An 11,766-nucleotide genomic window follows, 5' to 3' on the forward strand; every position below is an offset into this window, starting at 1 on the left:
GAACCCCATGCAGCCGGACCCCGTCGGCACCGCCGGATCCACCTCGAAGGGTGCAACCCTGCCCCCACGCTTCGGATCATCGGAAGTGCCGGCCTCGCGAGCCACCCAGGACCGCATCGACATTCCGGAATTCGCGCCGAGCCTGGAGCCCGAGGGCGACATCTCCCCGGATCGTTTCCTGGACCGCGAGCTGAGCTGGCTGGCCTTCAACTCCCGTGTGCTGGAACTCGCCGAAGATCCTGACCTTTTCCTGCTGGAACGCGTCAATTTCCTCTCCATCTTCGCCTCCAACCTTGACGAGTTTTTCATGGTGCGCGTGGCTGGCCTCAAACGCCGCATCGCTACGGGGCTCGCCGTGCCCTCCCCTGCCGGCCTGAGTCCCATTGAGGTGCTGGAACAGATCAGCGAAGAGGCCCACAAGCTGCAGGAACGCCACGCCCGGGTCTTCGCCGAGCAGATCCGTCCCGCATTGGCCTACGAGCACATCCACATCATGCACTGGCATGAACTGGACGAGGATGCCCGGCACCGGATCAGCATCATGTTCCAGGAGAAGGTCTTCCCCATCCTGACGCCGCTGGCTGTGGACCCTGCGCACCCCTTCCCCTACATCTCGGGCCTTTCCCTCAACCTTGCCGTGATCGTCAGCAACCCGATCAGCGACAAGGAACTCTTCGCCCGCGTTAAGGTTCCCGATCAGCTTCCCCGCCTCATCTCCGTGGACGGACCGCGCGCCGGCGCCATTCCCGGCCGCGTAGCCCGTTTCATCGCCTTGGAAGAAGTCATCGCCGTCCACTTGGACAAGCTTTTCCCCGGGATGGAAGTCCTGGAACACCACACCTTCCGCGTTACGCGCAACGAGGACCTGGAAGTAGAAGAGGACGACGCCGAGAACCTCCTGCAGGCCTTGGAGAAGGAACTCCTGCGCCGCCGCTTCGGCCCGCCGGTTCGCCTCGAAGTCACCACCGATATCAACCCGAACATCAAGGCACTCTTGATCCGTGAGCTCGGGGTTGAAGAGTCCGAGGTCTACTCCGTACCGGCACCCTTGGATCTCCGTGGTTTGTCCGCAATCAGCGGCATCGACCGCGCCGACCTCCACTACCCCAAGCACGTTCCCCACACATCCCGGTACCTCAACGAGTCCGAAACATCCAAGGCCGCAAACGTCTTTGCCGCGATGCGCCGCAGGGACATCCTCCTGCACCACCCCTACGACTCTTTCTCCACCTCCGTCCAGGCCTTCCTGGAACAGGCTGCAGCGGACCCCAAGGTGCAGGCCATCAAGCAAACCCTGTACCGGACCTCCGGCGACTCCCCGATCGTTGATGCTCTTATTGACGCCGCGGAAGCAGGCAAGCAGGTTTTGGCCTTGGTGGAGATCAAAGCCCGCTTTGATGAGCAAGCCAACATTTCCTGGGCGCGAAAGCTCGAACAAGCAGGCGTCCACGTGGTGTACGGCATCGTTGGGCTGAAGACCCACTGCAAGTTATCCCTGGTTGTCCGCCAGGAAGTGGACGGACTGCGGCGCTACTGCCACATCGGCACAGGCAACTACCACCCGCGCACAGCCCGCTATTACGAAGACCTTGGCTTGCTGACCGCCAACGAACAAGTGGGAGAAGACCTCTCCAAGCTGTTCAACCAGCTCTCCGGCTACGCACCCAAGTCAACGTTCAAGAGGTTGCTCGTGGCGCCGCGCTCGGTACGCGCGGGCCTGGTGGACAGGATTGAAACCGAAATCCGTAATGCACGCGCCGGCGTCCCCGGCTTGGTGCAGATCAAGGTCAATTCAATGGTGGACGAAGCCATCATCGACGCCCTTTACCGGGCCTCGCAGGCCGGCGTGAAGGTAGACGTCGTGGTCCGCGGAATCTGCTCGCTCCGTCCAGGAGTGCCGGGACTTAGCGAGAACATCACGGTGCGCTCCGTGCTGGGCCGCTTCCTTGAGCACTCGCGCGTCTTTGCCTTTGGCAATGGTGGCGAGCCCGTAGTGTTTATCGGCTCGGCCGACATGATGCACCGCAACCTGGACCGCCGGGTGGAGGCACTGGTGCAGCTCGCCAGCAAGGAAGACACCGCAACGGTGATGGACTTGATGCGTCGCTACGTTGACGACGGCACGGCCAGCTGGCACTTGAACGATAGCGGGCACTGGACCAGGCACCATTTGGACCAGGACGGCAAGCCACTGCTGGACATGCAGTCCTGGCTTCTGGCTTCCCGCTCACGCCAGCGCGCTGCGGCCCGGCGGTAAGGACCCAGTTGAACAGCGATACCCCCGTGGCGGATCAAACAGACCACCCCGGCGAGCCGGTGGCCGTTGTCGCCGCCGGCGCCATTCCTTGGCGGCTCACAAAGGGTGGCCTTGAGGTCCTCCTGATCCATCGTCCACGTTATGACGATTGGTCATGGCCCAAAGGAAAGCTCGACGCCGGCGAAACAGTTCCTGAATGCGCCGCCCGCGAAGTGTGGGAAGAGATTGGGCTACAGGCACCGCTGGGCATTCCTCTTCCGGCGATCCACTATCACGTGGCTGCCGGCTTGAAGGTGGTCCGGTACTGGGCGGTCAAGGTCAACGGAGCGCAGCTTCGGCCCGACGGCAAGGAAGTGGACAGCGTCATGTGGTGCAGCCCGGACCGGGCGGCCAGCTTCCTGAGCAACCCTACGGACGTGGAACCGCTCGAATACCTCGAGAAGGCCCACGTCCGTGGGGAGCTGGACACGTGGCCGTTGGTCCTCATCCGCCATGCCAAAGCCAAGCCGCGCTCCTCATGGACAAAGGCCGAGGGCGATCGTCCCCTGGCAGCTACCGGCCAGCGCCAGGCAGTGGCTGTCCAGCGCCTCTTGGAGGTGTGGAAACCGCAACGTGTTGTGACCAGCCCTTGGGCGCGTTGCGTCGCCACTATTGCCCCCTATGCCAAGGCCAGCGGGGCCAAGGTGAAACTGGTGGAAGCACTCACCGAGCACACCCACCAGCGCTCCCCCAAGAAGACCGCGGCCGCTGTTGAAGCACTGTTCGACAAGCAGGTGCCGATCGCCGTGTGTACGCATCGTCCCGCCCTGCCAACGGCGCTGAAACAGTTGGGCCAGCACATGTCGCAGGCCCTGCGTGCCCTGCTTCCTTCCTCTGATCCGTACCTGTCGCCGGGTGAGGTCATTGTTTGCCAGGTAGCGCGGGGATCTGAACGGAAAATCGTGTCAGTGGAGCAGGTCAAGCCGTTTGACGACTAAGGCGCTCGTGGACCTGCTCCGCGGGCGCCTGGCCGAACCCAGTAAGCTGGACTCGTGAGCATCCCCACCCCTTATGAAGACCTTCTGCGTGACGTCATGGCCAACGGCGCACACAAGTCGGACCGCACCGGAACAGGAACGCGCAGCGTTTTCGGCCGCCAGTTGAGGTTCGATCTCGCCGAGAGCTTCCCGCTCATCACCACCAAGCGGGTTCACTTCAAATCCGTGGCAGTAGAACTTCTGTGGTTCCTGCGCGGTGACTCGAATGTGAAGTGGATGCAGGATCAAGGCGTCTCCATCTGGGATGAATGGGCGGATGCCGACGGCGAACTGGGCCCCGTCTATGGGGTCCAGTGGCGCAGTTGGCCAACTCCCGATGGCGGCCACATCGACCAGATCTCCGAGCTCATGACCAACCTGGCCGCCAACCCCGATTCCCGGCGCCACATTGTGTCGGCTTGGAACGTGTCCGAGCTCAAGGACATGGCGTTGCCGCCGTGCCATGCGTTCTTCCAGTTCTATGTGGCAGACGGCAAGCTGTCCTGCCAGCTGTACCAGCGCTCAGCGGACACCTTCCTGGGCGTCCCCTTCAACATTGCCTCCTACGCCCTGCTCACACGCATGGTGGCGCAGCAGCTTGGACTCGAGCCAGGCGAATTCGTCTGGACCGGCGGCGATGTCCACGTCTATGACAACCACGTTGACCAGGTTGCCGAGCAGCTCAGCCGCGAGCCCTATGAATACCCGCAATTGAAGATCCTCCGCAGGCCGGACTCCATCTTCGATTACACGCTGGATGACTTCGAGGTTGTGGATTACCGCCACCACCCCACCATCAAGGCTCCGATCGCGGTATGAGCATGCCTACCCCTGAGACTCCATCCCAGCTTCCCGGCGTCATCTTCACCCAGGAGACAGCGGCCCGTATGAAGGGCATCGGACTGGTCTGGGCCCAAACGAAGTCCGGCGTGATCGGCAAGGACGGCGCCATGCCTTGGCACCTGCCCGAGGACTTGAAGCACTTCAGCCAACTCACCACGGGGCACCCCGTCATCATGGGCCGCAAGACCTGGCTGTCGTTCCCCGAAAAGTACCGTCCGCTCCCCGGCCGCACCAACATTGTGGTGACCCGCAACGCCGACTGGGCCTCCACCCCCGAAGCCCAGGGCGCCGTCGTGGTTTCATCCCTTGATGCGGCACTGCTGGAATCACAGTTCGCGCCCGGTGGCCAAAAAGTGTGGATTATCGGCGGCGGCGAAATCTTTGAACAGTCCATGGGCATCGCTAACTTGGCCGTCGTCACCATTATTGATGCGGACCTGGAAGGCGACACCTTCGCTCCGGAGCTCGGAGAGGATTGGACCTTCGACGCCGTAGCCCCATCCGAAGGCTGGCTCACCGCTAAGAACGGCACCAACTACCGGTTCACCACATGGCGCCGCAACGCAAGCCAGGAAACCCAGGAAGACTAAGCATGCTGAAAAAACCAGAAACCCTGTTCGTGCTGGGCTATATGCTGCTGCCGCTCTTCGCCCTGATATCTGCCATTGTGGGCCTCACCATGATCTTGGGTGGCAATCGGATTGCCGGGATTATCGTGCTGATCGTTGTCACGCAGGTCTTTACGTTTGGTGCTTTCTTTGCCCTGCGTAAGCGCAAAGCCCTCCTTCTCCAGGAGCCCGACGCCGGCAGCCTCTAGCCACGCGCGTCAGCCGCTTATCGCCGCCACAGGCGAGTGGCGCCGTCGTGCAGTGTCTGCGTGACGTAACCAACAGCGGCAGTTCGCTCCAAAAGTTTAGACTTGGTGAATGACTACAGCAGCTAATCCGTCCGTTGGACTGGTCGGTTGGCGTGGCATGGTCGGCTCCGTCCTGATGCAGCGCATGCAGGAAGAGAACGACTTCGCCAACATCAACCCGGTATTTTTCTCCACCTCAAACGCAGGAGGTGCCGCCCCGTCCTTCCTGAGCTCTACCGATGGTGATCCCGGCAAGCTCGAAGATGCGTTTGATATTGAGACGCTGGCCAAGCTGCCGATTATTGTCACCGCCCAGGGTGGCGACTACACCAAGCAGGTCCACGGCGAACTCCGCAGCCGCGGCTGGGATGGCCTGTGGATCGATGCTGCTTCCACCCTTCGCATGAACGACGACTCGATCATCGTGCTGGACCCCATCAACCGCGATGTCATCGACGCCGGCCTGTCCGGTGGCGTGAAGGACTTCATCGGTGGCAACTGTACGGTTTCCTGCATGCTGATGGGCCTTGGCGGCCTGTTCAAGAACAACCTGGTCGAGTGGGGCACCTCCATGACATACCAGGCTGCCTCAGGTGGCGGCGCCCGGCACATGCGTGAGCTCCTCAACCAGTTCGGCACCCTCAACAACGAGGTCAGCAGCGAACTGGACGATCCCGCGTCGGCCATTCTCGAAATCGATCACAAGGTCCTCGCCGCCCAGCGCACCGGCGTTGACGCCACCCAGTTCGGTGTGCCGCTGGCGGGCTCCCTCATTCCCTGGATCGATGCCGACCTCGGCAACGGCCAATCCAAGGAAGAGTGGAAGGCCGGAGTGGAAACCAACAAGATCCTCGGCACCGGAAACGGCACCGCGGGCAAGGACCACATCGCAATGGACGGCCTCTGCATCCGTATCGGCGCCATGCGTTCACACTCCCAGGCCCTCACGCTCAAGCTGCGCGAAGACCTGTCCGTGACCGAAATCGAGAACCTCCTGGCCAAGGACAACGAATGGGCCAAGGTTGTTCCCAACAACAAGGAAGCCTCCATGGCGGACCTGACCCCCGTGGCCGCGTCCGGAACCTTGGACATCCCCGTGGGCCGTATCCGCAAGCTCGAAATGGGCCCGGAATACATCAGCGCCTTCACCGTGGGAGACCAGCTCCTGTGGGGTGCAGCCGAGCCGCTCCGCCGCATGCTCAACATTGTGACGGGCAAGCTCTAGCCCAGCCCGGCTTAGCACGTCGCTAACCCGCTGTTCCGTTGCTGCCCAGCAACGGAACAGCGGGTTTTCGACGTCTAAGGGGTTCTGCTTGGCACTCTGCCGGCGGGTTCAGCCGGCCATGAACCTCAGGTAGGCCCGGCCCTGGGCTTGGAACAAACGCCCAGCGGCCGGACCCAGCTGTCCCGCGAACGGTTCCGGCACCACACCTATGGTCTTACCGCTCACGGTCCGCGCCCACGTTCCCACCACTTCACCCCCGGACACCATGATCCGTTTGAACACTCCGTTCTTGCCAGGCACCACCAATTCCGCATACTCGGGTGCCAGTACCAGGCTCCGATCCTGGTACCCGAGCAGGAATTCATCGAACCCGGGGAGTGCCAGGAATGAGCGCGAGCCGGGGACGCCGTCGTCGAGCATTTCTGCTGTCTCCGGCGAGAGCCAATAACTGGTGCCGCCGAACTCCAGCTCAACCAGGCGGGCCTGTACCTCGTTCAGGGCTTTGCGCGCTTCCGTCATGGGCACTTGGCTCCACCACGAAAAATCCTTGATGGTAGCGGGGCCGTGGCTCTGGACGTAGCGGAACAGCAGCTCGGCAATTCCCTCCTCGCGTCCCAGCTCCCTCGAGTTAGGTATCCACTCGTCGAACGGCACGAACAGTTGCTGTACCCCCATTTTGCCGTTGTTGCCTGCCATCGGCCCTTGGACCAGCCAGGCGCGCTGGCAAAGGCTCCCCAGCAAGTGAATGCCACGCTGCGCCTTGGTGAGCTGGCCGGCTTCCTCGAACGCGTCGAACAGCTGCTCCCGTGTAGCACCTGCAGCGCCCTCCGCCTTGAGGACCTCAGCGGTTTTGAAGGCGATGTCCCGGCAATGGCTAATGTCGTCGGGCGTGATACCGAGTTCACGGTGGCGGGCTGCCAGTGAATTCATCAGGCGGTTGCTGGTGATGCCCAGAATCCAGCGGAGGTCCTCGGGGGCAAGTAAGTGCAGTGTCCCGCGCATGGGCCACGAACGGACCACACTCCCGGCGTCGAGGGCAGCCCGGACGTCCGACGCAACCGTGCCCGGAACTCGCTGGCCCACTGCCCACAAAGCCGAGCCGAGGTCCTGCGCCTGCATGGCGGTCATCCACCGGACCGCGTCCGAAACTGTAGTGAAGTGGCTATCCAACAGGCCTTGGCTGGCGAGCCGCAACCGACCCATGACGCGCGGAGTGGGAGTTTTTCTCTCTGCAGGCATGCTTCATCCTAGGAGGACCAGCCAGCACAGGGAACCTTGCCGTGCCTCCCAGCCGTCACCCAGCAGTAGATCCTAGGATGGGTTCATGCTTTTTGGTGATCTTGCTCCGTTCGTGCGGCCGATGAGCCGGTGGTTGGCTACCGCCGGCTGGTTCTGCACGCTCGCCGGGCTTGGCGCCGGGCTGATCGTGGCGGTAGGGACTGGAGTAAGCCTCTCCCCTTCAATGCAGGCCATCCAGACAGTCAGCCTGGTGGCAACTGCGGCGGCCGCCCTTCTCATCGGAACCGCTGCCGCCACCCAGCCCGTAGCCGACCGCGACGACGACGCCCCCGAACCCTGGTTCTACCCGGCGGCCGCAGCCCAAGTCCGCAGCTTCCTGCTGGGAGCGATCGTCCTGCTCCTGGGTTTGGTCGGCTTTGCCGCGGCAGGGCTGTTCATGCCCAGCGGACCGTCGCCGCAAAGTATCGCGTTCAGCCAGATCTTCCTGTTGGGAGCGGTCAGCTGCGGCCTCACGTTCCTGCTGCTCAACAAGGTCTTGCCGATAGCCGAAAGGCGCACTCGCTAAAGGCTGACCCCAATCAACAAGGGCTCCGGGTGCAGTTCAATACCAAAACGCTCGACGACGCCGGAACGCACCTCACGGGCGATGGCCACCATGTCCGCGGCCGAGGCTGAACCCCTGTTGGTGATGGCAAGTGTGTGTTTGGTGGACAGGGAAGCCCGCCCACCGGAGACGCTGGAGTCCTCGAGTCCGAAGCCTTTACCGAACCCGGCCTGATCGATAAGCCAGGCAGCAGAGAGCTTCACGAGTCCGTCGTCGCCAGCGGGATACTTGGGCGCGTTCTCCGGCAGAGCCGATGCACGCTCCGCCGGGACGATCGGGTTGGTGAAGAATGAACCCGTGGAATAGGTGTCGCGGTCTGCAGAGTCCAGGACCATGCCCTTGGAAGCGCGGAGCCGGAGGACTTCGCGCCGCACATCATTGGAGTAGGCACGCTTACCCGCCTCTACGCCCAGTACCCTTGCCAGCTCGGCGTATCTGATGGGGGCGCTCATCCGTCCCAGCGGCAACTGGAACTCGACGGTCAATACAACATAGCGGGGCGAGCCCTCAACCGTGCTCTGCTTCAGGATGGAATCGCGGTATCCGAACTTGAGCTCGGAGTTGGTGAAAGTCTGCACTGCGTTGCGTTCGCGGTCCCACGTGCGGACAGCCGCAATGGTCTGTGAAACGTCGGCCCCGTAGGCCCCCACGTTCTGCACGGGCGTGGCGCCGGTTGCTCCCGGAATTCCGGACAATGCTTCCAGGCCTGACCAGGCGTGCAGCACCGCGTGTTCCACCAAGGCGTCCCAGTTGTGACCTGCCTGAACTACGACGGACACGCCGCCACAGCTGTCTTCGGAGTTCACAGTGAAGCCCTCAGAGGCGATTTTCAGGACCGTACCCGGGTAGCCTTCGTCCGAGATCAGCAGGTTGGAGCCACCGCCGATGATCAGGAGTTTTTCGCCGGCAGCGTCGGCCGACCGGACGGCGTCGATAATTTCTGCCTCAGTGCGGGCCTCAACGTAGTTGCCCGCGGGGCCGCCAACGGCAGCAGTGGTCAGTTCAGAAAGCAGCGTTTGGGTCACCAATCAAGCCTAACCGGCTTCGTTGGGCAGCGCGGACTTCGCCCTCTGTTGGCCAGCCAAGGGTGCCAGGAAGAAGCTGACCACCAGCAATGCCAAGGGTGCAAGCAGCGAATGCAGGATGCCAAAATGTTCAGCCAGGAGTCCCAGGAGCGGAGGACCGCACAAGAAGGCACCGTAGCCAATGGTAGACACCACCGACACACGGGCCGCTGCATGCACAGGATCGTCCGCAGCGGCAGACATCCCCACGGGGAATCCGAGTGAGGCGCCCAGGCCCCACACCGCCAGGGCCACGAACGCGAGCCACGGCACCGGAGCAAAAACAAAAAGCGCAAGGCCCACGACGGCGGTGGCCGAGCACCAGCGCATCACCACTACGCGGCCAAAACGATCCAGGATGACTGTGCCGGTGAAACGCCCGATGGTCATGAAGGTGACGAAGAGCCCATAGCCGACAGCTCCCGCGGCATCTGACTGCCCATAGCCGTCAGCGAGTGCCAGTGCCACCCAGTCCCCGGCGGCTCCTTCTGCCAAGGCCAAACCGAGGACCAGGACGCCGATCAGCAAAGTCCTGCGGTCACGCCAAGCGAGAGCCACGAGCCGCTTGTTATCCAGCGGAAGGGCGGCTTTGCCGGCGTCCGCCTGAGGGCCGGCCGATTCGGGAGTGATGATGGGTAGTGGACCCGTGGAAGGATCCTGGAAAGTGTCCGTTTCCTTAGAGCGGTAGGTCTGAGTGGCTGCCGCGGTCTTTTCCGCCCGGAACCAGAATGTTGCTGCCACTACCGACGCCGTCACTACGACGCCTGAGATCAGGAAATGCCAGAACACCGGCATGTGAACGGCAGCGGCCCAGGCACCGAATCCCGCAGCGGCCACGGTTCCGAGGCTGAAAGCACCATGCAGATGGGGCATGATGTGCCGTTCCAGCTCGCGCTCGAGCGACGCACCTTCCACATTGGACGCTGTGTTCCAGCTGGCCGTGCCTAGGCCAAGGACGACCAAGCCTGCGGCCACCACCATTGGATTGGCTGCAATAGAGGTCCCCACACCCACGATGACAAGACCCGCACCCACCATGCAGCTGCCGATCCTCGTGGTCAGCTTCGGACCGAGCCTGAGCACAATGAGCCCCGAAGCTGAGATTGAGATGAACGAGGCAACCGTCATGCACATGAGCAAAAGACCAATGCCGCCCGGCGTGAGATTCAGTCCGTCGCGGATGGCAGGGAGGCGGGAAACCCACGTGGCGAAGGCGATACCGCTGGCCCCGTATGAAGCAAGAACAGCGGCGCGCCACCGCGACATGTCAGTCGAAGTAGCGCGCCGTTGAGTGGTGTTCGGTTGGTTCAAGAGAGCTTCACAACCGCCTGCGACTTCATGAGGACCTTCTGTCCGCCCGCAACGACGGTGAGATCGATACGCGCGGTGCGGGCATCGGCGTCGAGCGCTCCCACCACGCCGGTGACGTCGATGACAGCACCGGCCTCATTCGTCCCGGTGGTGTCTGTGACGAGGACGGGCTTGGTGAAACGGGTCTGGTAGTCGACGACGGCGGCGGGGTCCACTGCCCAGTCGCTCACCAACTGCACTGCGGCACCCATGGTGAACATGCCGTGCGCGATGACACCCGGCAGTTCCACGGAGGTCGCGAACGATTCATTCCAGTGGATCGGGTTGAAGTCACCAGAGGCCCCTGCGTACTTGACCAAATCCTGGCGGGTAACGTCAATGCTGCGGGTGCCGATTTCCTGGCCGACCGTCAGTTCTTCGAATGTGGGGCTCATGGTTACTGTCCCTCTCCGCGGACCAGGATGGACGACGTTGTGGTGGCGACCTTTTCGCCTGCCTCGGTGGAAATCTCGGAACGGGTAGTGATCATGGCTCCCCCGCCCATGGCGCGCACTCCGTCAACGTGCAGCTCGGCAACAAGGCGGTCGCCGGCGACGATGGCCCTGTGGTGCGTGAACCGCTGGTCAGCGTGGACCACCCTGGAGAAGTCAATGCCCGACTCCGGGTCCTGCACCAACTGGGCGTCAGCACGCTGAGCGACGATGATGGCGAATGTTGGCGGGGCTACGAGGTCGCTGTGGCCCAGGGCCTTGGCTGCTTCAACATCGAAATGCGCGGGGCTGTTGGCTTTCACAGCCGTGGCAAACTCGCGGATCTTTTCTCGGCCGACGTCGTATACCTCTGCGGCAGGGTAGCTTCGGCCCTGCAGGTCCGGATTGATACTCATGCTCCAACCCTATCGGGCCTCGGGGACTCGAGTGCAGCGCGTTGCTTGGGTGAAGGCGTTACTTCTTGTAGCTCTTGCGGATCTTCTGGCCGCGAACCACAAGTCCTGCAACATGGAGCAGCAGGCCGATGCCAATGACGGGCAACGAAGCAATGGCCAAGCCCTGGTTCCCCGAGGTGTTCCCCACAATGGACAGCACGAGACCGACGGCGATGAGCCCCATGGCGCTAAAAACCAGCGCTTTGTAGGACGTGGAGGCGGTGGCCCAAAATTCTTCTAGCACCGTCCAAGTCTACCGGCGCGCGTTACGGGGCCTACTCTGCACCCTAAAACCCAGGAATACCGGGCAAAGCGGGCCTCACAACGAAGAAGGGGGGCGATGCGAGGCCTACTCTGCACCCCAAAACCCCGAAATACCCCGCAAAGCGGGCCTCACAACGAAAAAGGGGGGCGATGCGAGGCCTA

General features: G+C 62.6%; 13 protein-coding genes. 7 read left to right on the forward strand and 6 right to left on the reverse strand.

What is annotated here, in order from left to right; all coding sequences use genetic code 11:
- Nucleotides 1-7 precede the first annotated feature (7 nt).
- The 6 genes from ACIQTW_RS05115 to asd all read left to right on the forward strand — a co-directional run bounded on the left by ACIQTW_RS05115 (nucleotide 8) and on the right by asd (nucleotide 6,197).
- Nucleotides 8-2,257: an RNA degradosome polyphosphate kinase gene (locus ACIQTW_RS05115; protein ID WP_402934341.1), complete on the forward strand. Its 2,250-nt coding sequence runs from the start codon at nucleotides 8-10 to the stop codon at nucleotides 2,255-2,257.
- 8 nt (nucleotides 2,258-2,265) lie between these two features.
- Nucleotides 2,266-3,234 (forward strand): NUDIX domain-containing protein, encoded by a 969-nt coding sequence (locus ACIQTW_RS05120; RefSeq protein WP_402934343.1) that lies wholly within the window; start codon nucleotides 2,266-2,268, stop codon nucleotides 3,232-3,234.
- Nucleotides 3,235-3,288: 54 nt separating this feature from the next.
- Complete coding sequence (locus ACIQTW_RS05125) at nucleotides 3,289-4,092, forward strand: thymidylate synthase (protein ID WP_402934345.1); 804 nt, start codon at nucleotides 3,289-3,291, stop codon at nucleotides 4,090-4,092.
- Nucleotides 4,089-4,706, forward strand: a complete 618-nt coding sequence (locus tag ACIQTW_RS05130) for a dihydrofolate reductase (RefSeq protein ID WP_402934347.1) — start codon at nucleotides 4,089-4,091, stop codon at nucleotides 4,704-4,706. The genes ACIQTW_RS05125 and ACIQTW_RS05130 overlap by 4 nt, the downstream gene beginning before the upstream one ends.
- A 2-nt stretch (nucleotides 4,707-4,708) precedes the next feature.
- On the forward strand, nucleotides 4,709-4,933 hold the full coding sequence (locus tag ACIQTW_RS05135; RefSeq protein WP_054809086.1) for an NF038396 family protein: 225 nt from the start codon (nucleotides 4,709-4,711) through the stop codon (nucleotides 4,931-4,933).
- A 109-nt stretch (nucleotides 4,934-5,042) separates the two neighbouring features.
- Entirely contained in the window at nucleotides 5,043-6,197 is a 1,155-nt protein-coding gene (gene asd, locus ACIQTW_RS05140) for an aspartate-semialdehyde dehydrogenase (RefSeq protein WP_402934351.1), read from the forward strand.
- Nucleotides 6,198-6,305: 108 nt separating this feature from the next.
- Here asd and ACIQTW_RS05145 read toward each other — a convergent pair whose 3' ends face one another.
- On the reverse strand, nucleotides 6,306-7,436 hold the full coding sequence (locus ACIQTW_RS05145; RefSeq protein WP_402934353.1) for a winged helix DNA-binding domain-containing protein: 1,131 nt from the start codon (nucleotides 7,434-7,436) through the stop codon (nucleotides 6,306-6,308).
- Nucleotides 7,437-7,521: 85 nt separating this feature from the next.
- Between ACIQTW_RS05145 and ACIQTW_RS05150 the strand changes: the two genes are divergently transcribed.
- On the forward strand, nucleotides 7,522-8,001 hold the full coding sequence (locus ACIQTW_RS05150; RefSeq protein WP_402934355.1) for a hypothetical protein: 480 nt from the start codon (nucleotides 7,522-7,524) through the stop codon (nucleotides 7,999-8,001).
- Here the strand turns inward: ACIQTW_RS05150 and ACIQTW_RS05155 are convergent.
- From ACIQTW_RS05155 to ACIQTW_RS05175, 5 genes are read right to left on the reverse strand one after another with little or no spacing between them, the layout of a single operon-like run.
- Nucleotides 7,998-9,065, reverse strand: coding sequence for a UDP-N-acetylmuramate dehydrogenase (locus tag ACIQTW_RS05155; protein WP_402934358.1), 1,068 nt, complete (start codon nucleotides 9,063-9,065; stop codon nucleotides 7,998-8,000). The genes ACIQTW_RS05150 and ACIQTW_RS05155 overlap by 4 nt on opposite strands.
- A 9-nt stretch (nucleotides 9,066-9,074) precedes the next feature.
- Nucleotides 9,075-10,370 carry an MFS transporter gene (locus ACIQTW_RS05160; protein ID WP_402934360.1) on the reverse strand — a complete coding sequence of 432 codons (1,296 nt, stop codon included), beginning with the start codon at nucleotides 10,368-10,370 and terminating at the stop codon, nucleotides 9,075-9,077.
- A gap of 41 nt (nucleotides 10,371-10,411) precedes the next feature.
- On the reverse strand, nucleotides 10,412-10,849 hold the full coding sequence (locus tag ACIQTW_RS05165; RefSeq protein WP_402934362.1) for a MaoC family dehydratase: 438 nt from the start codon (nucleotides 10,847-10,849) through the stop codon (nucleotides 10,412-10,414).
- A 2-nt stretch (nucleotides 10,850-10,851) separates the two neighbouring features.
- Complete coding sequence (locus ACIQTW_RS05170; RefSeq protein ID WP_402934363.1) at nucleotides 10,852-11,301, reverse strand: MaoC family dehydratase N-terminal domain-containing protein; 450 nt, start codon at nucleotides 11,299-11,301, stop codon at nucleotides 10,852-10,854.
- A 58-nt stretch (nucleotides 11,302-11,359) separates the two neighbouring features.
- Complete coding sequence (locus tag ACIQTW_RS05175; protein ID WP_402934365.1) at nucleotides 11,360-11,584, reverse strand: DUF3188 domain-containing protein; 225 nt, start codon at nucleotides 11,582-11,584, stop codon at nucleotides 11,360-11,362.
- Nucleotides 11,585-11,766 lie beyond the last annotated feature (182 nt).

Source organism: Paenarthrobacter sp. NPDC090517 (assembly GCF_044769165.1).
In the GTDB taxonomy this organism is placed as follows: domain Bacteria; phylum Actinomycetota; class Actinomycetes; order Actinomycetales; family Micrococcaceae; genus Arthrobacter.